This is a genomic window from Methylobacterium sp. XJLW (genome assembly GCF_003254375.1).
In the GTDB taxonomy this organism is placed as follows: domain Bacteria; phylum Pseudomonadota; class Alphaproteobacteria; order Rhizobiales; family Beijerinckiaceae; genus Methylobacterium; species Methylobacterium fujisawaense.
In genome coordinates this window covers 3,090,001-3,113,782 of record NZ_CP016429.1, presented here as the reverse complement: position 1 = coordinate 3,113,782, position 23,782 = coordinate 3,090,001, and the positions used below count along the sequence as shown (strand labels likewise).

The following is a 23,782-nucleotide window of genomic DNA, read 5'->3' as shown; positions in this document are numbered from 1 at the left end:
CAGCCTCAACCGGCGACAGAGACCGGCAGGGCTTCAATGATCACGAAGGCTTGTGCCATCGGTGGATCGTCCGTGAGGCTCACATGCAGGCGCGCCGCGTGTCCGGCCGGCAGAAGTTCCGCGAGCCGCGCGGCCGCACCGCCCGCCAGCCGGAGGGTCGGCTGTCCGGAGGGCAGGTTCACCACCTCCATGTCACGCCAGAACACGCCGGCGCTGAAACCCGTCCCCAGTGCCTTGGCGCAGGCCTCCTTGGCGGCGAAACGGCGGGCGTAGCCCTCGGCACGGGCGGCCCGCCGGTCGCAGCGGGCCCGCTCGCCCTCGGTGAAGACCCGGTGGGTGAAGCGCGCGCCGTGCCGCTCCAGGGTCCGGGCGATCCGACGGATGTCGCAGAGATCCGACCCAATCCCGACGATCATGCGAGCCGGGCCCGATCCATGGCGGCCCGCATGTCGCGCACCGCTTGGTCGAGCCCCACGAAGATCGCGTCGGCGATCAGCGAATGGCCGATATTGAGCTCCCGGATCTGCGGCAGCGCCGCCACCGGCCCGACGCTGCCGAGGGTCAGCCCGTGACCCGCATGGATCTCCAAGCCGAGGCCGGCCCCGTGCTCGGCTGCGCGCCGGAGGCGGGCGAGTTCGTGGGCCGTGCGGCCGTCATCGTCCTCAAGGGCGGCCTCGCAGTAGCTGCCCGTGTGCAACTCGACCACCGGCGCCCCCAGGGCATGGGCGGCGTCCATCACCGCGGGCTCCGGCTCGACGAACAGCGAGACGCGGATACCGGCTTCCGCGAGGGTCCGGATGCGCGGCGCGAGGTGCTCCCGGCCGCCGACGATGTCGAGCCCGCCCTCGGTGGTGCGCTCCTCGCGCTTCTCCGGGACGAGGCAGGCGGCATGGGGCCGCGTGGCCAGCGCGATCGCCACCATCTCGTCGGTGGCCGCCATCTCGAAATTGAGCGGCACGGACAATCCGCGCTTCAGCGCGGCGATGTCGGTGTCGCGGATATGGCGCCGGTCCTCGCGCAGATGCGCGGTGATGCCGTCGGCGCCCGCCTCGACGGCGAGCAGCGCCGCCCGCACCGGGTCCGGGTAATCGCCGCCGCGGGCGTTGCGGACGGTCGCGACGTGATCGATGTTGACGCCGAGGCGCAGCTTTTCGGAGGTCATCCGCTCGTTCGTCCCCGTGTCGGCGCGATGCGACAGGCTTACCGGCAGGGTTCGGAAGGCGCGGCGCGCCCTCACCCCGTGCCGGCGATATGCGGAGGATCGCGCGCGCCGGCAAGACGGCCGGGGCCGCGACACTTACCGATCGGCTGGCGCGCCCGTCATCGCGGAAGACGGCGATCTGGGGGACGAGGATCATCACTCCGGAGATCTGGCGCCGCCGGGATTGGCGGCGCCGAGGGAGCAAGATCCCTGGGCGGGCCTTCCCGACAGGCGGCCCGCCCGGTCATCCATGGGGCCGAAGGGCCCTCCCGCTCAGGCGAGGCGCAGGCGCGACCGGCCTTCCTTCCGCTCGGGCAGGGCATCGAGGGCCGCCTTGACGATGGCTTTGGCGTCGAGGCCGGCCTCGGCGTACATCTTCTCGGGGCTGTCGTGGTCCTGGTAGGTGTCCGGCAGCGTCAGCGTCCGCACCCGGACCCCGCCCGCGTCCAGCGCCCCCGTCTCCGACAGCAGGTGCAGCACCATCGCGCCGAACCCGCCCCGCGAGCCCTCCTCGATCGTCAGCAGGACCTCGTGGTCCCGCGCCAGATCCAGGATCAGCGCCTCGTCCAGCGGCTTGGCGAACCGCGCATCCGCCACCGTCACCGCCACGCCCTGCTCGGACAGCGTGTCCGCCGCCTTCGAGGCCTCGGCCAGCCGCGTGCCCAGGCTGAGGATCGCCACCCGCGCCTCCGCGTCCCGGCGCACCACCCGGCCCTTGCCGATCGCCAGGACCTCGCCCCGCTCCGGCAGCTCGACCCCACGCCCTCGCCGCGCGGGTAGCGCAGGGCGATCGGGCCCGAATCATGCGCGTGGGCGGTGGCCACCATGTGCACCAGCTCGGCCTCGTCGGAGGCCGCCATCACGGTCATGTTCGGCAGGCAGCACAGATACGCCAGGTCGAACGCGCCGGCATGCGTCGCCCCGTCCGCGCCCACCAGACCCGCCCGGTCCAGGCAGAACCGCACCGGCAGGTTCTGCAGCGCCACGTCGTGCACCACCTGGTCGTAGGCCCGCTGCAGGAACGTCGAGTAGATCGCCACGAACGGCCGGTAGCCCTCGGTGGCCAGCCCGCCCGCGAACGTCACCGCGTGCTGCTCGGCGATGCCCACGTCGAAGGTCTTGTCCGGATGCGCCTTGCCGAACAGGTCGATGCCGGTGCCGCCCGGCATGGCGGCGGTGATCGCCACCACCTTGTCGTCGGCATCCGCCGCCTTGATCAGGCTCTCGCCGAACACCCGCGTGTAGGCCGGCGCGTTCGGCTTGGCCTTGGCCTGCACGCCCGAGATCACGTCGAACTTGACCACGCCGTGGTAGCGGTCGGCGCTCGCCTCGGCCGGCGCGTAGCCCTTGCCCTTCTGGGTGACGACGTGCAGCAGGATCGGGCCGTGCTCGGCGTCGCGGACGTTCTTGAGCACCGGCAGCAGGTGGTCGAGATTGTGCCCGTCCACCGGGCCGACATAGTGGAAGCCCATCTCCTCGAACATCGTGCCGCCGCCGACCACGAGCGAGCGGGCGTATTCCTCGGCCGCCGCGGCGCGCTGGTAGAGCGCCTTCGGCAGCAGCTTGCCGAGCTGCTTGGCGGTCTCGCGCAGGGACTGGTAGGCGCCCCCGAGGCCAGCCGCGCCAGATAGGCCGACATGGCGCCCACCGGCGGGGCGATCGACATGTCGTTGTCGTTGAGGATGACGATCAGGCGCGAGTGCAGGGCGCCGGCATTGTTGAGCGCCTCGTAGGCCATGCCGGCCGACATCGAGCCGTCGCCGATCACCGCGATGGCGTTGCGGCGCTTCTGCGGGCGGCCCTTCACCTTGGCGGTGGCGTTGTCGAGGTCGCGCGCGACCGCCATGCCCAGCGCCGCCGAGATCGAGGTCGAGGAATGGGCGGCGCCGAACGGGTCGTAGACGCTCTCGCTGCGCTTGGTGAAGCCCGACAGCCCCCGCCCTGGCGCAGGGTCCGGATGCGGTCGCGGCGCTCCGTCAGGATCTTGTGCGGGTAGCACTGGTGGCCGACGTCCCAGACGATGCGGTCGTCGGGGTGTCGAACACGTGGTGCAGCGCCACCGTCAGCTCGACCACGCCGAGCCCCGAGCCCAGATGGCCGCCGGTGATCGACACCGCGTCGATCATCTCGGCGCGCACCGCCTCCGCAACAGCCGGAAGATCCGATTCCGGAAGACGCCGCAGCGCCGCAGGATTCGGGACACGGTCCAGCAACGCCGATTGCTCAGGGGAGAGTGCCAATGGTCGCATCCGTTCGTTCGAATATGGCGACGGCTCCGTCACGGGCCCGTGGCAACCGCAACGCCAGCACCCCGGGAGCACGCGTTCATGCTAGAACCCGCCCGTCCGCCGCTGTCATGATAGTGCCAGGTACGGATGAACGGCGGCGCGATCAATGTCGGGCCGTCGCTTTTTTGAATCACGTGCCCTTAACGCCACAAGAGGTTCGCCTTTGAATCCGGCTCGTCTGTGCACAATCCTGCTCGCGCTCGCGATTACGGTTTACGCCCAAGCTTACGCCGCGGCGCGGCCGCTGGACGGCAATCTCGACTTCGCGTGCAACTTCCTGGGCAAGTGCCCGGCCCGGGTCGCCCCGGGCGGCCCGGACCGCGATGTCCGCCCGTTCAACGGCACCCTCGGCCGGCCCTGCGCCTGGCGGGATCGCCCGACCCCGGAGGGTGTGCGCCGGGTCCGCGTCTGCTGGTGATGCGCGCGCCGGCTCTCATCGCCACAGCCCTGGTTCTCGCGCTCGGATCGGTTCCGGTCGGCGCCCAGGATGCCTGTCCGGGGCTGTTCGCCGATGGGCGGATGCCCGTCCTCACCAATCCGAAGCTCGCCGTTCAAGCGACTCCGCTGTGCTTCGAGGCCTTCGCGGTGCTGCATTCCGGCGTGACCCGCACGCCCCTCTACGCCGCCGAGCACCTCACCCGCGCCAGCATCGCTGCGGCCCGCGCTGTGGCACGCGACGATTCCTTCCACGAAGAGGCGCGCCTGCCGGAAGACCAGCGCGCCGCCCTTGAGGATTATGTCCGCAGTGGGTTCGACCGGGGCCATCTCGCGCCGGCCGGCGACATGCCGACGGCAAGCGCCCAGGCCGAGTCGTTCAGCCTCGCCAACATCACGCCGCAGAACCGCGTCCTGAACCGGGGGCTCTGGGCCGATATCGAGGAGGGCACCCGGCGCCTGACCAGCCGGCGCGGTGCGCTCTTCGTGGTCACCGGTGTGATCTTCTCCGGCGACGCGGTGCAGCAGATCAAGGGCGGCGTGCTCGTCCCGACCCACTTGTTCAAGGCCCTCTACGATCCGGCGAGCGGCGAGGCCGGAGCATACCTCGCCCGGAACGACGATTCGAAGGATTGGCGCGTGCTGTCGATCGACGATCTGCGCCGGGAATCCGGCATCGACGTCTTTCCCGGCCTGCCGCAAGCGGCTCGCGCGACCGCGATGAGCCTCCCGGATCCCCAGGCTTTCGCCCGCGCGGACGAGCGCCGGCCCCGGCACGAGCAGACCTGGCAGGAATGGCTGGAGCGCGAGCTGGCCCGAGCGGCGCGGAAATTCCTGCGCGACCTGCTGCGTTCGTTCTTCTGAGAGGACCCATGCCCAAGGACACGCAACGCGCCTCCGGAGGCGCGACGGAAGATCCGAAAGCCTTCACGCCCTTCGCGGACGATGCCGGCGTGCGCACCATCGGCAGCTTGAGCTTCGAGAACGGCACGGACCGGATCGCCCTGCACGGATCCCTCGACATCACCCGCGACAGGACCGGGCTGGAGCAGGCCCGGCTTCTCCGGAAGACGCTGGACGCGATCGTGAAGACCCTGGAGGCCTCCGATCTGCCCGAAGCGGTGGCGGAGGCGCCGGACGCGCCGCCGCGATCGGTGAAGAACCCGTTCGCCTGAGAGATCGGCACCCCGCGACGGCCGGGCCGTCCTTGCCGCTTCCTGGCGGGCCTGATACTCCGAGAGGGTCATTCCTATATCTTAGGGACGCGCGTCCAGGACGGGGACTGATCCCCCGTGCCTGACCCGTGCCGCTGGCACGATCCGCGCAGTCCCGAACAACGCGCCGAGGACGATCCGCGATGGCTCGCGAATTCATCTACCACATGCGGGGCCTGACCAAGGCCTATACCGGCGGCAAGAAGGTCCTGGATAACGTCAACCTGTCGTTCTACCCGGACGCCAAGATCGGCGTCCTGGGCATCAACGGCGCCGGCAAGTCGACGCTGCTCAAGATCATGGCGGGCCTCGACAAGGAATACACCGGTGACGGCTGGGTCGCGCAGGGTGCGCGCGTCGGCTATCTGCCGCAGGAGCCCCAGCTCGATCCGAACAAGACCGTCCGCGAGAACGTGATGGAGGGCGTGGCCGAGAAGCAGGCCATGCTCGACCGCTACAACGAACTCGCCATGAACTACTCGGAGGAGACGGCCGACGAGATGACCGAGCTCCAGGACCGAATCGAGTCGCTGGGCCTCTGGGAGCTCGATTCGAAGGTCGACCAGGCCATGGAGGCCCTGGGCTGCCCGAGCGACGAGCAGCCGGTGGCCACCCTGTCGGGCGGCGAGCGGCGCCGCATCGCCCTGTGCCGCCTCCTCCTGTGGGAGCCGGAACTGCTCCTCCTCGACGAGCCGACCAACCACCTCGACGCCGAGACGGTGAACTGGCTGGAGGGCCACCTGCGCCAGTATCCCGGCGCGATCCTGATTGTGACCCACGATCGCTACTTCCTCGACAACGTCACGAGCTGGATCCTGGAGCTCGATCGCGGAAAGGGCATCCCGTACGAGGGCAACTATTCGGCGTGGCTGGTCCAGAAGCAGAAGCGCCTGGAGCAGGAGGGCCGTGAGGACATGGCCCGGCAGCGCTCCATCGCCCGCGAGCAGGAGTGGATCGCCGCCTCCCCGAAGGCGCGCCAGTCGAAGTCGAAGGCCCGCATCACCCGCTACGAGGAGCTGGTCGCCCGGCAGGCGCAGAAGATCGACGCCGCGGCCCAGATCGTCATCCCGATCGACGAGCGCCTCGGCAACAACGTCATCGAGTTCGAGCACCTGAACAAGGCGTTCGGCGACCGGCTGCTGATCGAGGACCTGTCGTTCAAGCTGCCGCCGGGCGGAATCGTCGGCGTGATCGGTCCGAACGGGGCCGGCAAGACCACCCTGTTCAAGATGATCACCGGCCAGGAGAAGCCGGACGGCGGCAAGATCGAGATCGGCGAGACGGTCAAGCTCGGCTACGTCGATCAGTCGCGCGACGCCCTCGATCCGAACGCCACGGTCTGGCAGGAGGTCTCGGGCGGCAACGACATCATCTATTTCAACAAGCGCGAAATCAATTCGCGTGCCTATTGCGCGGCCTTCGCCTTCAAGGGGCCCGACCAGCAGAAGAAGGTCGGCACGCTCTCGGGCGGCGAGCGCAACCGGGTGCACCTCGCGCGGACCCTGAAGGGCGGCGCCAATGTGCTGCTCCTCGACGAGCCGACCAACGACCTCGACATGGAGACCCTGCGCGCCCTCGAAGACGCGCTGGAGGACTACGCCGGCTGCGCCGTCATCATCAGCCACGATCGCTGGTTCCTGAACCGCATCGCGACGCACATCCTCGCCTTCGAGGGCGACAGCCACGTGGAATGGTTCGAGGGCAACTTCTCCGAATACGAAGCCGACAAGGTGCGTCGGCTCGGGGCGGATTCGATCATGCCGAAGAAGATCAAGTACAAGCGGTTCTCGCGCTGAGGACCGGCCCCGTCGTTCCGGGGCCGTAACGGCGAAACCGGAACCGAATAGCCGTTGACGGGCGAGGTCCAGCCCTGGACCTCGCCCGGGTAAGCTCTGAACACGGCCGGGAGGAATCCATCGGCCGGTCGCGCGGTCCCTGCCCCCGGTTCAAAGCCTCTGCGGCGCTCCGGCGCTGCAGAATGACGGAGCGATCGGGAGATCGGATGTCGTGCCCCCCTGCACCCGGGGGGAAAGGCGGATGCGCAAGCTCCCGGAGCGCTTGCAGAGCCGGAGCGTGCCACCCCGGGGACCGGGACGGCATCGACGGCCGGCCGCCCGATATGCCCTCATCCGAGTTGCGCCCGGGCCTCCGACAGAATCGTGGACAGGCTCCGCGAGAGCGGGATGGCTGGAGTCCATCCGGTGGCGGTTGCGAAGGCCGTGGAATCACAGCCCTCGCTGCGCACGCCCGCCGCCCGGACCCGATCGGGCGAGACCCGAAGGGTGAAGCGTGCGCCCGTCATGCCGCGGAACATCTCCAGGATCTCGGCGACCGGCGTCACGACTCCCGATCCCACGTTGAAGATTCCGCCATTCGGAAGGTCGTCGATCTGTCCGATCACGCGCAGGCACGCCGCGGTGACATCGGCCACGTCGACGAAATCGCGCCCGGCGGAGAGGTCGCCAACCTCCAGGCTCGGGGGCACCAAGCCTCGCTCGATACGGGCGATCTGCCCCGCGAAGGAGGCGACCACGAACGTCTCACTCTGACCCGCACCGATGTAGTTCGATGGTCGCAGCACCAGATGCTTGACGCCGGCATTCGCCAGGACATCGCGCAGGATGTACTCGCAGGCGTTCTTGGTTCGGCCCGAGATGGTGTCGGGACGCGGCGTCACGGTCTCGTCCGGACGTGCCTGCTCGCGGAACGCCTCCCCGTAGACGACGGTCGAGCTGAGGAACACCAGGGCCGCGCGGGTCTTCGCCACCGCCTCGGCCAGGTTCAGCGTGCCGAGCAGTTCGGCCCGCCAGGCATAGGACGGTGTCTCGCTCGACTGGGCCACGGACGCCAGCGCCGCCAAGTGGAACACGATGGTGGGGTCGAAGGCGGCGATCGTCTCGGCGAGTTCGTGGGCATCGAACGGATCGACGGCTCTCAGCGACACGCCGCCGAGGGGCGGTTGCGGAGCCCGATCCAGGCCGAGGATGGAGCTGCCGGGCGGAAGTCCCCTGTGCAGCGCCTCGAGCAGGCGGCGGCCGAGATAGTCTCCGGCTCCGGTGACGAGGACGCGCATGGCCGTTGCCCTGAACCTTGCCCTGTAGCGCGCCCCGGGCCTGGGCCCTCCCGGTGGCGGGCGAGGAAAGCCGGGATCGCCCACCGCCTCTATACCGGGCTCGGCCGCGATGCGAGAGGCCCGAGGCGCTCCGCGGAGCGTCGGACCATCGGGGCGACGGATCCCTGCGCCGGGCCGAACACAGGCGCGTGATCGGCGCAGCCGCGCACCGCAGGCGCGCTATTGTTGCACCGCGGACTCTGCCGTATCCCACATCCGGTCGGAGACCGCCGCGGTGATGAACTGAGTGACGCGCGTCGACGATCTTGAGCGGCCCGCTGCCACGAAGCAGCGGACGATCCCCGCGCCGGAAGCCGGCACGCGGCCCACGAAGCCCGTCCGTGACGCGCGGGTCGACGTGGTGCGCGGGCTGGCGCTGCTGACGATCTTCGTCGACCACATCCCGCGCAACGCGCCTGCCCTGCTGACGCTGCACAATTTCGGATTCTCGGATGCGGCCGAGATCTTCGTTCTGCTCGCCGGCTATTCCTCGATGATCGCCTATGGCGGCCTCTTCCGCCGAGCCGGCGTCCGGACGGCGCTGGTGCGCATCGCGCAGCGCTGTCTGCGCATCTACCTGTTCCAGGCGGGGCTGCTTTTGGCGACCCTGGTCATCGTCCGGATCTGGATGGACATCACCGGTCTCACGCCGCGGTTCGGCGTCGCGCCCCTGCTGCAGATGGGGCTGCTGCCGGGCCTGCTGCGCGGCCTCGCGCTGAACGCGCTCCCGAATTACCTCGATATTCTGCCGCTCTACATTCTCCTTCTGGCACTGTTCCCGCTGATCTATCTCGGGATGCGGCGCGGGATCTGGGGCGTCCTGGCGCTGTCGGCGACCCTGTGGATTGCCGCCAACGTCGATCATCAGCTGAACCTGCCGAACGCCGCGGCGGTCGATGAGGGCTGGTACTTCAATCCCTTCGCGTGGCAATTCCTGTTCGTGCTCGGAGCGGCCCTCGCCGTCTGGGTCCAGGCCCAGGACGGATTGCTGCCGTGGCGTGGCTGGGCCGTCGCCATGGCCTCGGCCTATCTCGCCTTCGCCTTCTTCCAGGGCGGCTCCTGGGCGGAATGGGGGCTGCCGGACCTCCGGCCGCTGTCGATCGGGGTCCCCGACAAGAGCCATGTCGGCCCCCTGCGCCTGATCAACATGCTGGCCCTGGCCTACCTGCTGTTCAGCATACCCGCGGTGGCGCGTCTCAGCCGGTGGCGGCGGCTGCGCCTGATCGATGCCTGCGGCCGGCACTCGCTCGAGATCTTCGCAGCCGGATGCCTGGCGGCGCTCATCGGCCGCATTCTCTATCGAACCTTCGACGCCACATGGCCGCTGCAGATCGCGGTCAATCTCGGCGGGCTCGCGGTCATGCTCGGATTGGCGCACCTCTTGGATGCGCGCCGCCGCGGTGCCGCCGCTCCGGGCCCGGACCTGCGCCGGCCGGGATAGGACGCGAGGAGAGACGATGCCGCCGATGCGCCGCAAGGGCGACCTGCCCGAGAAGGTCTGTGCCCAGTGCGGCCGCCCGTTCGCGTGGCGCAAGAAGTGGGCACGCGTCTGGGACGAGGTCCGCTACTGCTCCGACCGATGCCGGGCCGAGGCCAAGGCAGGACGCGGGCGCCCCGTCGGCGCGAGCGCAGAGACCCGCCCCACGACCGCGCGACAGGGATAGGCAGAGCGCCGCCGGATCGACCGCAGGCACGGACGGCCGTCAGCGCGATCCGTCCCACACCGAGGGCGCCGATGGCTCAGGCCGGACCACGGCTCAGGGCGGCGAGCCCGGCCGGCGTGTCGATGTCGAGGGCGGTGGCCGTATCGCCTGGGATCTCCAGCACGTCGGGCCGCCCCCTGAGCAGCGGTCCGGCCCCGTGGTCGCCGGCGAGGCGGCCGATCTCCTCCCCGAGACGACGCAGGTTGAGCAGTACGGGATTGCCGCGCCGCCCGTCCTGCACCGGCACCACGGCAGCAGGAGTCGCCGCGGCCTCCGTGAAGGCGCTCACGAGACGGTCGATATGGGCGGCCGTCACCCGCGGCATGTCGCCCAGCACGATCACGGCGCCCGTGCAGCAGGGTGGCAACGCCGCGAGACCGGCGCGCAGCGAGGATGCCAATCCGGTACGGTAATCCGGATTCTCGATCCGGATCAGGTCCAGCCCGGCCAGCGTCGCGCGGACCGCCTCCGCGTGCGCGCCCAGCACGACCACCACAGGGCGGGGACCAGCCTCGAGGGCAGCCTCCGCCGCGTGGCGCACCAGCGGCTTGCCGTCGAGGGGGGCGAGCAGCTTCGGCGCGGAGCCGAACCGGCTGCCGAGGCCCGCGGCGAGCAGAACCGTGCCGACCTCCGGCATCCCCGAGATCCTCTCCCGCCTCAATCGTCTGTCGCCGGATCGCGCGCGTCCCCTGTCACCGCGCCGCCGGCGCGGGGCTGCGGACGCGAGACGATCTCCATCAACAGACCGCCGACACCGAGGGCGACGATGTCGGCGCGGGTTACGGCCAGATCTGCGAGCAGACGGTGCAGAATCCAGTCGAATCCGTTCTCCTTCGGCGAGCGCGCGCAGCCCGGGGCGCCGACTACCGGCACGTCGCCCCGGGCACCGACAAGGAGCAGGTTGCCGGGATCGACCGGCATGCCGAGGTGGGCGACATGCCCGCCGGCCGCCTCGATTCCGGCCGGGATGACGTCGCGGCGGTCGGCGATGGCCGAGGCACCGAACACAACCACAAGGTCCGCCCCGGCTCTATCGATGAGATCGGTCACCGCAGCAGCCACGGCGTCGTCGGTGTGGGGGATCCGGGCTTCGGCGACGATCGCGGCGCCCGTGGGGGCGAGACGTTCGGCCAGAACCCGGAGCGTCTTGTCGATGGTGGCCTCCTTGAGGCTCGGCAGCCGCGTCGAGACCACGCCCACACGGCGGCGGCGATAGGTCGCCACCGCCAGCGCGTCGGCTCCGGCCGCCGCACAGGCGCGGTCCAGCACGGCGCCCGGCACGGCGTAGGGGATGATCTTCACGGTGGCGATCATTTCGCCCTCGATCACCGGCCGGAAGCGCGGCAGCGTCGCCACCGTCACCGCCTCGTCGACGGCGTTGACGGCCTCGATCCGGGTCGGGTCGAGCGTCAGCACCCCGGGCCTCTCGGCGAACAGGTTGCAGCGGCCGGTGAACGGCGACTCGACACGCAGGTTCGACCCGCGAAGACAGCCGGCGAGCCGCGCGGCCGCCTCGTCCTCGCCGACATCGCCAGGCTCCAGAGCGGCCACCACGATCTCCGAGAGGCCGGTCCGCGCGAGACCGGCGGCCTCCTCCGGGCCGATCACCGCCCCCTTGCGCAGGGTGATGTCAGCCCGCCGGACCGTATGCGCGCTGATCAGTCCGCCCGCCTCGGCGAGCGGGACGGTCCCGAACCTCACGCGACCTCCGAACGGGGCGCACGGCGCAGGCACGCCACCACCTCGGCGAGCACGGCCAGCGCGATCTCGGCGGGACTGACGGCGCCGATCGGAAGCCCGATCGGTGCGTGGATCCGGCCGATCTGCGCGGGCGTGAACCCCGCCTCGGTGAGCCGCGCGACGCGGGCCGCGTGGGTCTTCCGGGAGCCGAGGGCGCCCACGTAGAAGCACTCGGCCGCCAGGGCCGCCTTCAGCGCAGGATCGTCGATCTTGGGATCGTGGGTCAGGGCTGCGAGGGCGCAGTAGCGATCCAGCACCGGGACGGTTGTGCCGAGGGCGGCGTCCGGCCACTCGGCGACCAGCGCGATGCCCGGGAAACGCTCCGGCGTGGCGAATGCGGTGCGGGGGTCGATCACCGTGAGCGCGAGGTCGAGCCCGGCCGCCATCGGCGCCATGGCCTGCGAAATGTGGACGGCGCCGACGACCACGAGCCGCACCGGCGGCACCTGCACGGTGAGGAACAGGGTCCGCCCGTCAGCCTCGACGAGGCCGCTCTTGCCGGACGCAAGGTGTTTCGCCAGGACGTCGGCCAGGGGGTCGACGGCGAGGTCCGACTCGCGCACGAGGCGCTGCGCGCCGTCGGCGATGTCGGTGACGAGGATCGCGGCGCGGCGGGCCGCGCGCTCGTCGTTCAGCGCCGCAAGGATGTCGCTGCGCATCAGTCGACCCGCTCGACGAAGACCCGGATCCGCCCGCCGCAGGACAGGCCGGCCCGCCAGGCCGTCTCGTCCGCGACGCCGAATTCGAGGACGCGCGGCGTGCCGGCCTCGATCACCTCGAGGGCCTCGGTGATGACCGCGCCCTCGACGCAGCCTCCCGAGACGGAGCCGAGGAAGTTGCCGTCGCCGTCGACCGCGAGGTGGCTGCCCACGGGCCGGGGCGCCGAGCCCCAGGTCTCGATCACGGTGGCAAGCGCCACGGCGCGACCGTCGCGCCGCCAGGACTGGGCGGCGGAGAGGATGTCTGTATCGGTGCTGAGCATGGCCTCGTGGACTCTCGGCCGGCGGGTGGCCCCCGCTTCCCACAGGTATGGCCCACGCGCCGCCGTGCAAGGCGCCCTCCGACTCGCACACCATGCCCACCGCCCGGGGCACCGGGCCTGTGGCCGTCGTGCGCGCGCCTTGGCCGATCCCGGCGCGGATGCGATAACAGGCCGGCCAAGCGTTCCCGCTCAGACCATGTCCGCCACCGTCGAACGGAGTTCATGCCAGACGACCCGCCCCTGCTTTCGCGGGAGGGAGCGGCGCGTGCTCCGGGTGACGTGAACGCCCCCGATCCCGCTCTGGCGCGCAGGCTGCGCAAGGATCCGCCGCCGCGCTCCGCGCCGCACCGCCTGTGGCGGCGCATCAGCCGGGCGATCGGCGACGTCCTGCCGAAAGGCCTCTACGCCCGTTCGCTGATCATCATCATCGCGCCGGTCGTCCTGCTCCAGTCGGTGATCGCCTACACCTTCATGGAGCGGCACTGGCAGCTCGTGACCAAGCGCCTGTCGGCGGCGGTGACCGCAGACGTGGCCGCCTTGATCGACATCTACGAGAGCTACCCGCAGGACAAGGATGCCGAGACTCTCTCGCGCATCGCCGGGGAACGGTTGAACCTCGACCTCGACATCCTCAAGGGGGCCAAGCTCCCGCCGCCGGGCCCGCGCCCGTTCTTCTCGATCCTCGACGAGGCCCTCTCGGACGAGATCAAGCGCCAGATCCGCCGGCCCTTCTGGATCGACACGGTCGGCCGCTCCAACCTGATCGAGATCCGGGTGGCGATTCCCGACGGCGTGATGCGCATCACCGCGCGGCGCAGCCAAGCCTACGCGTCGAATTCGCACATCTTCCTCGTCTGGATGATCGGCTCCTCGCTGGTGCTGCTCGGCGTCGCGATCCTGTTCCTGCGCAACCAGATCAAGCCCATCCTCCGCCTCGCCGCGGTGGCGGAGGGCTTCGGCAAGGGCCGGGAGATCGAGTTCCGGCCGCGCGGCGCCCGCGAGGTGCGCCAAGCCGGTCACGCCTTCATCGAGATGAAGCGGCGGATCGAGCGGGCGATGGAGCAGCGCACGACGATGCTGAACGGTGTCAGCCACGACCTGCGCACCATCCTCACCCGCTTCCGCCTGTCCCTGGCACTGGTCGAGCAGACCAGCGAGATCGAGGATCTCAGCCGCGACGTGGATGAGATGAGCCGGATGCTGGAGGGCTACCTCGCCTTCGCGCGGGGCGACTCGGCCGAGCCCGCGACGCCCACGGACATGCGCGCCCTGCTGGAGGACCTGCGGACCGACGTGGAGCGCCTCGGCGCCCATGTCTCCGCCGTGGAGCTCGTCGGCACGCCCGAGGTCACGGTCCGTCCGGGCGCCTTCCGGCGTTGCCTGTTCAACCTCGCGGCCAACGCCGTGCGCTACGGCGAGACGGTGGCGATCTCCGGCCGACTGGAGGCCCGGACCTTCTTCGTCTCCATCGACGACGACGGGCCGGGCATTCCGGCCGAGAGCCGCGAGGACGTGTTCAAGCCGTTCCTGCGGCTCGACGACGCCCGCCAGGACGCCGGCGGCTCCGGGCTGGGCCTCTCGATCGCGCGGGACATCGCCCGCGCCCATGGCGGCGACATCACCCTGCACGACAGCCCCCTGGGGGGCCTGCGGGCCACCGTCCGGGTTCCGGCCTAGGCCGGATCAGGCATCGGCGGGCCGGCGCAGGCGCAGGTGCTCGGCCTGCACATTCCGGATGAGATGATCGAGGCTGGCCTCGTCGAGGCCGGCGCCGACGAGCCGGGTGCGCAGGCTCGCCTCGCCGTGCCACGCGTAGCCGGCATCGTGCGGCAGGTGGCGCAGCAGGAGGGCGCTCACGATCGATTCACGCCGGTAGGCGGGGTGGCGCAGCAGCTTCCCGATATGGAGGACCAGCATGTCGACGCCGGAGGTCGCGGGGTCCGAAGCCCCCGTGCCCTTCCCATTCCCACTGACCGATGCCCGACGCATACATGCCCGCCTTTGAGAGGCGATACTCTCGCGCCAAATGATTGCACATCCATGAGCGTTCGGACGAGCCGGCGAAAAACTGCCGATTCCGGGGTCCCAACCTTCGCAGCACGGTGATATGCAGGGTCGTTTTCCCAGGGCCGCGGTCAGCCGCGCGCCGGATTTCGAGTGCCGCACATGAACCCGCTCGTCCCGCTCTTCATCCTGCTCTCGCTGCCGCTCGCGGCCATCGGGCTCGTGCTCTACACCGACGAAGGCATCAACCCGGACCTGTTCTACGCCTCCGTGAAGACCTTCGTGATCCTGGGCGCGATCGCGGTGGCGATGTCGTTCGGTGCGATGAAGCTCTCCGAGCGGTCCAAGCACTGAGATCCCACCGCCCGGAGGGCGCGATGCTGCAGGTGGTTCCGGCCTTCTCGCGTATCGGCGAGGAAAACGCCTTCGCGGTGCTGGCCCGCGCCCAAGCCCTCGCCGCGCAGGGCCGGGACGTGATCAACCTCGGTATCGGCCAGCCGGACATGCCGACCCCCGCCCACGTGGTCGAGGCGGGCATCAAGGCCCTGCGCGACGGCCACCACGGCTACACGCCGGCGGTGGGCATTCCGCCGCTGCGCGAGGCGGTGGCTCGCGACATCCATCGCCGCCACGGCGTCGAGGTCTCCCCCGAATCCGTGATGATCGTGCCCGGCGGCAAGGTCACCATGTTCATGGCGATCCTGATGTTCGGCGCGCCCGGAACCGAGATCCTGTATCCGGACCCCGGCTTCCCGATCTACCGCTCGATGATCGAGTTCACGGGCGCGAAGCCGGTCCCCGTGCCGATCCGCGAGGAGAACGGTTTCGCCTTCTCGGCGACCGAGACCCTGGCGCTGATCACGCCGAAGACCCGGCTGCTGATCGTCAACTCACCCGCCAACCCGACGGGCGGCGTGACACCGAAAGCCGAGATCGACGCCCTGGTGAAGGGCCTGGCCGAGCACCCCGACGTCGCCGTGCTGTCGGACGAGATCTACGGCACCATGACCTACGACGGCGAGACCCATCACTCGCTGCTCAAGTATCCCGAGATCCGCGACCGGCTCGTCTACCTCGACGGCGCGTCGAAGACCTACGCGATGACCGGTTGGCGCCTCGGCTGGTCGGTCTGGCCGAAGCCGCTCTACGACGCGGCCCGCAAGCTCGCCGTCAACGCGCATTCCTGCGTCAACGCGGCGACCCAGTGGGCCGGCATCGCGGCGCTGGACGGCCCCCAGGACTGCGTGACCGAGATGGTCGCCGAATTCGACCGGCGCCGGACGATCGTGGTGGACGGTCTGAACGCCTTGCCGGGCGTGTCGTGCATCGCGCCCAAGGGCGCGTTCTACGCCTTCCCGAATATCTCCCGGACCGGCTGGAAGGCGAAGGCGCTGGCGTCGGCCCTTCTGGAAGAAGCGGGCGTCGCGGTGATCGGCGGCCCGGATTTCGGCGTCCACGGCGAGGGCTACATCCGTCTGTCCTATGCCAACTCGGCCGAGAACATCCGACGTGCATTGGACCGGATGGGCACGTTCCTCAGCGAGCAGAAGCCGGCCTGACTTTCCGTCGGGTCGGAAAAGCCCTTCGTCGCGCCCTCACCCTGAGGTGCCGGAGCGCGGGGGAGGCCCGAAGGCGCTTCCGGATCCCTCGATGATTCCTGAAACCCGCCTTCGAGGCCCGCTGCCGCAGGCGCGGCGACGGGTAGGATCGACCGGGTGTCCGACCGGGCTTCCCTACGACTTGCCGGGGGCCCGCTTGTCGATCCAGCCCGCCAGCCAATCGGCGATATCGAGGCTGTTCTTGTCCTGCATCAGCATGTGCGAATTGCCGTGGATGCCGATCTCCGGCAGCAGGATCAGCTCCGCCCGGCCGCCCGCGGCATTCGCCGCCGCCACGAAGCTGCGGCACTGCTTGAGCCGCGGCGCCCAGCGGGGCGAGGCGTCGACGTAATCGCCGAAGAGGACGAGGATCGGCAGGTCCCTGTAGGGCGCGAGATCGTCCTTCGCCGGGTCCGGGCACGCGGCCGGCTCGATGGCGACGATGGCGCGGATGCCCGACCGGTCGAGGGACGCGGTCTGGAACGGGTAGATCCCCGATTGAGAGTGGGAGATCAGCACCGCACCTTTGAGCTTCTTGGCCAGTTCCGACAGGGCCGGCACAGTGGGGTTCGGCACCGGGAGGGCGGCCGACCAGTCCGGGACCATCTGCTTCCAGAACTCGCCCTGGGCCTCCAGGGGGAACTGCATGTCGGGAAACACCTTCGGGTATTCCGGCCCGAACCGGAAGATCGCCCAGGCCGGCTCGCGCCCGGCCGAGAAGACCGGCGGCAGCGCGTTCGGGTCGGCCCGCCCCATCTTCACCGCGTTGATCTGGGCCGGGCTCGCCGCCGAGCGACCGCGCCAGGCCTGATCGATCACGTAGGTCGGGAAGCCGCGCCGGACGAAGTACTCGTCCCAGCCCATGCGTCCGTCCGGCGTCGTCTCCCAGGTCTTGCCGGTGAGGCAGCAGCCGTGGATCAGCACCAGAGGCGGCCGTCCGATCGTCACCGGAACCTGATAGCGGACATAGATCTGGTCGACGCTGATCGTGCCGGACGGTGCGTAGGCCGGCAGCGTCGACAGCGTGTCGGACTGAACGTCACGGCCGCCGACGAAGAAACTACCCTGCTCGGCAATGGTCAGGGGGCCGGCGGCCGGTTCGGCGGCACGGGCAGTTCCGCCGCCGATCAGCATCGCACCGACCAAGGCACAGGCGCTCCGCCAGACGCGCCCGCGCGCAGGCACTGACAGTCCCGACATGAAATGTCCCGTCCTCCCGCGAAGGGCCAGTCCGGACCCGTTCCCGACCGGAAGCCTAGCATGAAGCTCGGCGGCAATGGGAGTTCCCCGCGCCCGTCCGGTTGCCGGTCAAGCCGCGATGTTGCGCTCGACCCGGTCGATCGCGTCGGCGGGAAGATCGAGGGCCTCGGCCAGCATCTTCAGGAATTGACGCTCCTGGAGCGTGTCGGGATCGATGGCGAGCCGCGCCGCCGCGAAGATCCGCGCCGCCGCATCGGGGCTTGCGACCCGCTCGGCGATCTCGTCGACGTCGGCGGGATCCGCGAGCTCCCGATCGAGCCAGGATCGCCCGTCGGGATCGAGGCCCGCATCCGCGACGGCCGTATCGAGGCGCTTCCGCTCGGCCGCGTCGACCATGCCGTCGGCCGTCGTGGCCGCCACCATGGCCCGCAGCATCAGCCGGGCTTCGTCCTCATCGATCTCGGTGAAGTCCGGGCCGCCCGACTCGGGCGGTGGGGCACCGCGCAAGGCCCGGTAGGCGAGGCTGCCGATCAGCGCCAAGCCTCCGAGGGCCGCGCCGGCGGCTAGACCGCCGCCCCTGGAACGCACCAGTGCGTCGACGATCCGTCTGCTGTCAGCCATGCCAACCTCCCGGGATTGAATCCGATTCGGATCGGAAACAACCCGGGAGGCGCTCGGGTTCAGCCGCGCTCAGGCATCGGCCTCATCCTCGTCCTCGTCGATATCCACCAAGAAGACGATGTCGGCCTCATCGGCGTCGTCCGAATCGGTCTCGGTGTGATGGGGATCGTCGACGAAATCGCCCTCGCCGTCGTCCTCTGCCAGCGCGTCCTCGAAGATCTCGACCTCGTCCTCGGTGGCCGCCCGGACCTTGAGCGGCGATGTGCCGTTCCAGAGCGGCTTGCCGCCCGTCGTCATGGTCCGGATGTCTTCCTTGAATCCGTCACAGGTGAAGAGGTCCTTGGCGGACGCCTCGTCGCTGTTGATCACCGCAACGGCGGTGCCGTCGATCTCGAGCGTGAACATGGCCGGCATCCTTCTCGTAACCGTCCTCAGGCGCGCCCATTCAGCAGGCTGACCCACGGGTGCGACGCGCTGCCCCGGGAAGAATCACGGATGCTCCCCCCGGCAGCCATGAGCGCCGCGCGCGGATGCTGTAGGGGTGAACCGGACGGCCGCCAAGCCCATCCCGCCTCCACCGGCCCGAAAGCCATGGCGCGGATCCTGCGGGGCAGCGGTGGCGATGAAACTCGGACGCGAAGAAGGATCACCGCGGATGCGGATCAGGCTCGGCTGCGAGATGCGCTACGCCTTCCCCTATCCCGTACCGATGGTGGTCATGCTGAACGTGCATCCCACCCGGGCGGGCGCCCTGGAGGCCCCCGACACGCTGCGCACCGAGCCGCCCGTGCCGGTCGACCTCTATCGCGACGGTTTCGGCAACCTGTGCGCGCGGCTGAGCGCGCCGGCCGGGAGCTTCACGATCGGCACGGACGCAGTGATCGACGATGACGGGCGCCCGGACCCGGTGCACCCGGAGGCCAAGCAGCACGCGATCGAGGACCTGCCGGCCGAAACCATCGTGTTCCTGCTGCCCAGCCGGTACTGCGAATCGGATCTGCTGGCCGACGAGGCGTGGCGCTTGTTCGGCCATACCGAGCCCGGCTGGAGCCGGGTGCAGGCGGTCTGCGATTTCGTGCACGACCACATCGCGTTCGGCTACGAATTCGCTCACGGCGACCGCACGGCGCAGGATGCCTATGCGGGTCGCCGCGGCGTCTGCCGGGACTTCACCCACCTGGCCGTGGCCTTCTGTCGCGCGCTGAACATCCCGACCCGCTACTGTACCGGTTATGTCAGCTTCATCGGCGAGCCCGAGCCGCACCCGGCGGGCGATTTCGCCGCCTGGATGGAGGTCTATCTCGGCGGGCGCTGGCACGTGTTCGACCCGCGCAACAACGCCCCGCGGATCGGCCGGGTCATGGTCGCCTACGGTCGCGACGCCGCGGATGTGCCGCTGACCCACACGTTCGGACCGAATCCCCTCGTGGGCTTCCGGGTCTGGGCCGACCGGATCGACCATCTGGACGCCTCCGGCGACGCGCCGATCCTGCCGGAGGAACCCCTGCCGCCGCAGAGCATGACGACCCGGATGGGGTGAGCGCCGCGCGCCTACACCCCGGCGCCCCGGGCGATGGCGCGCTTGACCACCCCCTGCACATCCGGATTCGAGAGAAACAGGTCGTGGTTGATCAGGCCGCCGCCGTAATCGGAGGCGTCGGCGACGCGCACGCCGAGTGCCTCGAGCTTGGCGCGATCAGCCGCGCCCGCACGCACGCCCCCCGCCAGGGCGGCGGAGAGTTCGAGCGCCCGGTCGTTGGTGGAGGAGATCACCGTGATCTTCGAGACGTCGGGTCCGAGGCGGGCAACGCCGTTGGAGAACAGGTCGAAATCGATGTCGGGTGCGGCCAGCACCACGGCTCCGATCCGCGCCATCGCGGCCTCGCCGGCCTCGGCGCGGAGCAAGCGCAGGGTCTCGAGCGTGAGGAGCGTGCCCATCGAGTGCGCGACGATGTTGATGCGGCCGCCGCTCGGCGAGGCGGCCAGCGCCTTGAGCAGGTCCTCGAAGGCGTCGCGCGACCAGAGGGCGCTCTCGCGATCGTAATTGTAATCGAGGGTCGCCGCCGCCGACGGCCACGTGAACAGGCCGGAGACGCCGCCGAAGCGGATGCCGTCCGAGAGCCTGGCCGCGCTGATCGCGGCCGATTCGAACGATTCGCGGTAGCCGTGGACGTAGATCAGCACGTCCCGCCCGAGGGCCGCCTGCGAGAAGGCTGTGGCGGCACCGGATCCCGTCTCGAATTTCGGCACCGCGCCGATCGTCCAGTCGCCGGTGATGACGGACGAGACCTTGCCGAGGAGCGAGCGGTCGGGCGGCGACAGGCGCACCTCCGCGAAGCTCAGGCCGCGGCCGCGGTCGCTGCTGAAATACGGCGGCCGGGGCGGATTGCCCACGGGCTTGCGGGTCGTGGCGACCAGCAACACCGGCATGACGTCGAGGGCCGATTGCTTTTCGGGCAAGGCCGCGCCGGTCCCGAGATCGTCGGTGACGCAGGCGCCGAGCGACGGGGCGAGACCCGCGGCGCCCGCGAGAGCTCCGAACCGGAGAAGGACGCGACGTGAGACGATCTGGCTCGACATGATCCGGTTGCGCTCGGGCGGGGTGCCCTCCGTCGCCCAGGATCGTGACCATCGCGGGGCACGATCACGGCGGGTCGGCGTGAATAGCGGGCATGACCGGGCTTGTGGTGGACGGGCCACAGCCGGCCCATCCCCCCGGTGCCGGTGCCCTCCCCCTCGACGGCAGCCGTCGCCGCGGCCATGAAGGGACCATGACGCCGTCCATCGACATTCAGAGCCTTCGCGAGCGCCTCCTGCGCGGCGACCGCGCCGCGCTGGCCCGGGCCATCACGCTGGCCGAGTCCAAGCGCGCCGATCACCGGGCCCTGGCGGCGGATCTCATCGATTCGGTTCTGCCCGAAACCGGTCGGGCGATCCGCGTCGGGATCACCGGCGTGCCCGGCGTCGGCAAGTCGACCACCATCGACGCCCTGGGCTCGAACCTGACCGAGGCCGGCCACAAGGTGGCGGTGCTGGCGGTCGATCCGTCCTCTTCCCGGACCGGCGGTTCGATCCTGGGCGACAAGACCCGGATGGCGCGGCTGTCGCACGATCCCAACGCCTTCATCCGCCCCTCCCCGTCCTCCGGAACGCTCGGCGGCGTGGCGGCCAAGACCCGCGAGACCATGCTTCTCTGCGAGGCCGCGGGCTTCGACGTGATCCTCGTCGAGACGGTCGGCGTTGGCCAGTCGGAGACGGCGGTGGCCGACCTGACCGATTTCTTCCTGGTGCTGATGCTGCCCGGGGCGGGCGACGAGCTCCAGGGCATCAAGAAGGGCATCCTCGAACTCGCCGATATGATCGCGGTCAACAAGGCCGATGTTGGCGAGGCCGAGCAGCGGGCCAATGCAGCGGCTTCGGAATACCGTGCGGCGTTGCACATCCTCACCCCGGCCTCCGCCACCTGGACGCCGCCGGTGGTGACGATCTCGGGCTTCCACAATCTGCGTCTCGACGCGCTGTGGGCGAAGATCGTCGACCACCGGGAGAAGCTCACCGCCACCGGAGAGATCCAGGCGAAGCGCCGGACCCAGGACGTGAAGTGGATGTGGGCGCTAGTGGACGAGCGTCTGCACCAGCGCCTCGTCGGGTCCCCGGAGGTCCGGCGCCGCACGGCCGAGGCGGAGGCGGGTGTGGCGCGGGGCGAGACATCCCCCGCCGCCGGCGCCGCGGCCATCGCCGAGCTGATCGGCCTCTGACCTGTCCCGTCTGCCACGGAAACGCTGGCCGCGCATAATTTCATGGCGGCCGGGGGCACAAACGCCATCTCGCGCGTTCGGTGGACGACGGCGTAACGAGCGACGCCCGCGTCGCGGCGCCGCGCTCACGTCCAGGAGAGTGCCATGGTGGATACGGATCGGATCGTCGGCGGCGCCAAGGAGGCCGTCGGCAAGGTTCAGGGCGCGGCCGGAGATTTCGCGGGCTCGAACCGCGACTCGGTCGAGGGTCGGTTCCGCGAGGCCCAGGGCGAGGCGCAGAACGTCTACGGCCAGGTGAAGGACAAGGCGCGCGACATCGCCGACCGGGCCGGCGACGTCGCCAGCGACGCGTATGACCGCGCCGGCGACATCGCGGGTGAGGCCTATGAGCGGAGCGGTTCCTACCTCCGCGACGGGCGTGCCGCCGTCGGCGCCCGCGTGGAAGAGAATCCCCTGGTCGCCCTGCTGATCGCCGGCGCGGTGGGCTACGGCCTCGCCCTGCTGGTCCACGGCCGCCGCTGACCGAGGAGCGGCCCCACCTGAAGCCGGGCGGGGCCATCCCAGAGGCTCCGCCCGATCGTCGCGGCTGACGGCGGCGGAACGCCCATGATACCGAAGGTGTCGATGCGGAAAGATGTCAGGCCCCGGGCGACGGGCGCTGCCTTCCGGAACGCAGCAGTGGACGCCGCTACTGCGCGGTCCAGCCGCCATCCATGCTGATATTGGCGCCGGTGATCTGGCTCGCCGCATCGGAGCACAGGAACACCGCCAGTGCGGCGACCTGATCGACGGTGACGAATTCCTTGGTCGGCTGCGCCTTCAGCATCACGTCTTCGATCACCTGCTCCTTGGTCAGACCGCGGGCCTTCATCGTGTCGGGAATCTGCGACTCCACGAGGGGCGTCCAGACGTAACCGGGCGAAATGCAGTTCACCGTGATCTTGTGGGGCGCGAGTTCCAATGCCGCCGCCTTGCTCAGGCCCGCGATCCCGTGCTTGGCCGCCACGTAGGCCGACTTGAACGGCGAGGCCACCAGCGAATGGGCCGAAGCGGTGTTGATGATCCGGCCCCAGCCGCGTGCCTTCATCCCGGGAATTGCCGCATGCATCGTGTGGAAGGCCGAGGACAGGTTGATCGCGATGATCTGCTCCCACTTGTCGGCCGGAAAGTCCTCGATCGGCGATACGAACTGGATCCCGGCATTGTTGACCAGCACGTCGACGGATCCGAAAGCGCCCTCCGCCTCGCGCACCATGGCGTTGATCGCCTCGGGCTTGCTCATGTCGGCGGACGAATAGTGGACCTTGACCCCGTAGGCGCTTTCGATCCCGGCCCGCGTTTCCTCGATGGCGGTCGCGTCCCCGAACCCGTTGAGCACGACGTTGGCTCCCTCGGCCGCAAGGGCGCGCGCGATGGCAAGTCCGATGCCGCTGGTCGAGCCGGTGACGAGGGCGGTCTTGGTCTTGAGGGTCATGGAGCCTCCTGGAACTCGGGCGCGCTGCCGAGCGAATGGGAAGACGGCGCGGTCGCAGCGGGACAGGTCGCGACCTAACTAGCGCGGGACGGGGACGCCGGCACAGGGTCGCCCGATGCCGGTGCGGGCAGGATGTCACCGGCTTCCGTCTGCGGGCGCGGTGAAGCCGGAAGGCCGATCTCGACCCGCAGCCCTGGGGCGTTGTCGAAGAGCCGCAGGGTCCCGTGATGCAGGCGCACCACGGCGTTGACGAGGCTGAGGCCCAGCCCGAAGCCCGGTCGCGAACGGGCATCCTCCAGGCGCACGAAGCGACCGAGGACGCGGGCCCGCTCCGCTTCGGGGATGCCCGGTCCATGATCGGACACGGCAAGGCGGATCGTCTCGCCGTCGCGCCATGCCTCCAGCGTCACGCTGGCCTCCGCTCCGGCGGATTCGGCCCCGTATTTCAGGGC

At 70.1% G+C, this 23,782-nt stretch carries 26 protein-coding genes and 1 pseudogene (1 of these 27 cut by a window edge); 12 read left to right on the top strand and 15 right to left on the bottom strand.

Translation table 11 applies throughout. The features are described from left to right. Positions 1-5: 5 nt before the first annotated feature. The 3 genes and pseudogenes from acpS to dxs all read right to left on the bottom strand — a co-directional run bounded on the left by acpS (position 6) and on the right by dxs (position 3,450). A complete protein-coding gene (gene acpS, locus A3862_RS14445; protein ID WP_043758808.1) occupies positions 6-416 on the bottom strand; it encodes a holo-ACP synthase in 411 nt (136 codons plus the stop codon). Beyond that, positions 413-1,162 carry a pyridoxine 5'-phosphate synthase gene (locus A3862_RS14440; protein ID WP_043382776.1) on the bottom strand — a complete coding sequence of 250 codons (750 nt, stop codon included), beginning with the start codon at positions 1,160-1,162 and terminating at the stop codon, positions 413-415. The genes acpS and A3862_RS14440 overlap by 4 nt, the downstream gene beginning before the upstream one ends. 312 nt (positions 1,163-1,474) lie before the next feature. After that, positions 1,475-3,450: pseudogene (gene dxs / locus A3862_RS14435) on the bottom strand (1-deoxy-D-xylulose-5-phosphate synthase). A gap of 202 nt (positions 3,451-3,652) precedes the next feature. Between dxs and A3862_RS14430 the strand changes: the two are divergent. The 4 genes from A3862_RS14430 (at position 3,653) to ettA (ending at position 6,934) form a co-directional block, all read left to right on the top strand. Beyond that, positions 3,653-3,907, top strand: coding sequence for a hypothetical protein (locus A3862_RS14430; RefSeq protein ID WP_111473671.1), 255 nt, complete (start codon positions 3,653-3,655; stop codon positions 3,905-3,907). Beyond that, positions 3,907-4,788 carry a DNA/RNA non-specific endonuclease gene (locus A3862_RS14425; RefSeq protein ID WP_100793997.1) on the top strand — a complete coding sequence of 294 codons (882 nt, stop codon included), beginning with the start codon at positions 3,907-3,909 and terminating at the stop codon, positions 4,786-4,788. Before A3862_RS14430 ends, A3862_RS14425 begins: the two co-directional genes overlap by 1 nt. Positions 4,789-4,796: 8 nt before the next feature. Beyond that, entirely contained in the window at positions 4,797-5,099 is a 303-nt protein-coding gene (locus tag A3862_RS14420; protein WP_043758810.1) for a hypothetical protein, read from the top strand. 182 nt (positions 5,100-5,281) lie between these two features. Then, positions 5,282-6,934: an energy-dependent translational throttle protein EttA gene (ettA, locus tag A3862_RS14415; protein ID WP_043758811.1), complete on the top strand. Its 1,653-nt coding sequence runs from the start codon at positions 5,282-5,284 to the stop codon at positions 6,932-6,934. A 329-nt stretch (positions 6,935-7,263) separates the two neighbouring features. Here the strand turns inward: ettA and A3862_RS14410 are convergent, their stop codons facing one another. Then, on the bottom strand, positions 7,264-8,211 hold the full coding sequence (locus tag A3862_RS14410) for an NAD-dependent epimerase/dehydratase family protein (RefSeq protein ID WP_043758812.1): 948 nt from the start codon (positions 8,209-8,211) through the stop codon (positions 7,264-7,266). A gap of 286 nt (positions 8,212-8,497) precedes the next feature. Between A3862_RS14410 and A3862_RS14405 the strand changes: the two genes are divergently transcribed. Together A3862_RS14405 and A3862_RS14400 are read left to right on the top strand one after the other, a co-directional pair. Beyond that, positions 8,498-9,691 (top strand): OpgC family protein, encoded by a 1,194-nt coding sequence (locus A3862_RS14405; protein ID WP_043758814.1) that lies wholly within the window; start codon positions 8,498-8,500, stop codon positions 9,689-9,691. A 16-nt stretch (positions 9,692-9,707) separates the two neighbouring features. Continuing rightward, positions 9,708-9,914 carry a DUF2256 domain-containing protein gene (locus A3862_RS14400; RefSeq protein ID WP_193376698.1) on the top strand — a complete coding sequence of 69 codons (207 nt, stop codon included), beginning with the start codon at positions 9,708-9,710 and terminating at the stop codon, positions 9,912-9,914. Between the two features lie 76 nt (positions 9,915-9,990). Here A3862_RS14400 and A3862_RS14395 read toward each other — a convergent pair whose 3' ends face one another. The 4 genes from A3862_RS14395 to A3862_RS14380 are packed head-to-tail and all read right to left on the bottom strand — an operon-like array spanning position 9,991 to position 12,675. Next, complete coding sequence (locus tag A3862_RS14395) at positions 9,991-10,590, bottom strand: nucleotidyltransferase family protein (protein WP_043758818.1); 600 nt, start codon at positions 10,588-10,590, stop codon at positions 9,991-9,993. A 20-nt stretch (positions 10,591-10,610) separates the two neighbouring features. Next, the gene (locus tag A3862_RS14390) at positions 10,611-11,654 is read right to left on the bottom strand and encodes a molybdopterin-binding protein (RefSeq protein WP_111473670.1); all 1,044 of its coding nucleotides are present in this window, start codon (positions 11,652-11,654) and stop codon (positions 10,611-10,613) included. After that, positions 11,651-12,352, bottom strand: coding sequence for an XdhC family protein (locus A3862_RS14385; RefSeq protein WP_043758821.1), 702 nt, complete (start codon positions 12,350-12,352; stop codon positions 11,651-11,653). Before A3862_RS14385 ends, A3862_RS14390 begins: the two co-directional genes overlap by 4 nt. Continuing rightward, complete coding sequence (locus A3862_RS14380; RefSeq protein ID WP_043354401.1) at positions 12,352-12,675, bottom strand: XdhC family protein; 324 nt, start codon at positions 12,673-12,675, stop codon at positions 12,352-12,354. Before A3862_RS14380 ends, A3862_RS14385 begins: the two co-directional genes overlap by 1 nt. A gap of 279 nt (positions 12,676-12,954) precedes the next feature. Between A3862_RS14380 and A3862_RS14375 the strand changes: the two genes are divergently transcribed. Continuing rightward, the gene (locus A3862_RS14375; protein ID WP_043354403.1) at positions 12,955-14,352 is read left to right on the top strand and encodes an ATP-binding protein; all 1,398 of its coding nucleotides are present in this window, start codon (positions 12,955-12,957) and stop codon (positions 14,350-14,352) included. 6 nt (positions 14,353-14,358) lie between these two features. On the opposite strand, the gene A3862_RS14370 is transcribed toward A3862_RS14375, so the two are convergent. Further along, the gene (locus A3862_RS14370; RefSeq protein ID WP_236952712.1) at positions 14,359-14,592 is read right to left on the bottom strand and encodes a hypothetical protein; all 234 of its coding nucleotides are present in this window, start codon (positions 14,590-14,592) and stop codon (positions 14,359-14,361) included. A 249-nt stretch (positions 14,593-14,841) separates the two neighbouring features. Between A3862_RS14370 and A3862_RS14365 the strand changes: the two genes are divergently transcribed. Further along, positions 14,842-15,033, top strand: coding sequence for a hypothetical protein (locus tag A3862_RS14365; protein WP_043354407.1), 192 nt, complete (start codon positions 14,842-14,844; stop codon positions 15,031-15,033). Positions 15,034-15,056: 23 nt separating this feature from the next. Then, the gene (locus A3862_RS14360; protein WP_043758823.1) at positions 15,057-16,238 is read left to right on the top strand and encodes a pyridoxal phosphate-dependent aminotransferase; all 1,182 of its coding nucleotides are present in this window, start codon (positions 15,057-15,059) and stop codon (positions 16,236-16,238) included. A gap of 174 nt (positions 16,239-16,412) precedes the next feature. Here A3862_RS14360 and A3862_RS14355 read toward each other — a convergent pair whose 3' ends face one another. The 3 genes from A3862_RS14355 to A3862_RS14345 form a co-directional block, all read right to left on the bottom strand. Continuing rightward, a complete protein-coding gene (locus A3862_RS14355; RefSeq protein WP_236962004.1) occupies positions 16,413-17,423 on the bottom strand; it encodes an esterase in 1,011 nt (336 codons plus the stop codon). 162 nt (positions 17,424-17,585) lie between these two features. Continuing rightward, positions 17,586-18,098, bottom strand: a complete 513-nt coding sequence (locus A3862_RS14350) for a DUF533 domain-containing protein (protein WP_043758825.1) — start codon at positions 18,096-18,098, stop codon at positions 17,586-17,588. Positions 18,099-18,167: 69 nt separating this feature from the next. Then, positions 18,168-18,503 (bottom strand): hypothetical protein, encoded by a 336-nt coding sequence (locus A3862_RS14345; RefSeq protein WP_043387705.1) that lies wholly within the window; start codon positions 18,501-18,503, stop codon positions 18,168-18,170. A 250-nt stretch (positions 18,504-18,753) separates the two neighbouring features. On the opposite strand from A3862_RS14345, the gene A3862_RS14340 reads away from it, so the two are divergent. Continuing rightward, entirely contained in the window at positions 18,754-19,638 is an 885-nt protein-coding gene (locus A3862_RS14340) for a transglutaminase-like domain-containing protein (RefSeq protein ID WP_043387706.1), read from the top strand. Between the two features lie 11 nt (positions 19,639-19,649). On the opposite strand, the gene A3862_RS14335 is transcribed toward A3862_RS14340, so the two are convergent. Beyond that, a complete protein-coding gene (locus A3862_RS14335) occupies positions 19,650-20,678 on the bottom strand; it encodes an alpha/beta hydrolase (RefSeq protein WP_043354580.1) in 1,029 nt (342 codons plus the stop codon). A gap of 191 nt (positions 20,679-20,869) precedes the next feature. Here A3862_RS14335 and meaB point away from each other — a divergent pair, with 191 nt between their 5' ends. Together meaB and A3862_RS14325 are read left to right on the top strand one after the other, a co-directional pair. Then, positions 20,870-21,856 (top strand): methylmalonyl Co-A mutase-associated GTPase MeaB, encoded by a 987-nt coding sequence (gene meaB, locus A3862_RS14330; RefSeq protein WP_043387707.1) that lies wholly within the window; start codon positions 20,870-20,872, stop codon positions 21,854-21,856. A gap of 144 nt (positions 21,857-22,000) precedes the next feature. After that, on the top strand, positions 22,001-22,378 hold the full coding sequence (locus A3862_RS14325; protein WP_043354576.1) for a CsbD family protein: 378 nt from the start codon (positions 22,001-22,003) through the stop codon (positions 22,376-22,378). 166 nt (positions 22,379-22,544) lie between these two features. Here A3862_RS14325 and A3862_RS14320 read toward each other — a convergent pair whose 3' ends face one another. Together A3862_RS14320 and A3862_RS14315 are read right to left on the bottom strand one after the other, a co-directional pair. Beyond that, complete coding sequence (locus A3862_RS14320; protein ID WP_043758827.1) at positions 22,545-23,330, bottom strand: 3-hydroxybutyrate dehydrogenase; 786 nt, start codon at positions 23,328-23,330, stop codon at positions 22,545-22,547. 74 nt (positions 23,331-23,404) lie between these two features. Further along, on the bottom strand, positions 23,405-23,782 hold the 3' end of the coding sequence (locus tag A3862_RS14315; protein WP_052083657.1) for a sensor histidine kinase. Its footprint extends 1,131 nt past the window's final position; only the last 378 of its 1,509 coding nucleotides appear in the window; the start codon falls outside the window, past its right edge — the gene reads right to left on this strand; its stop codon occupies positions 23,405-23,407.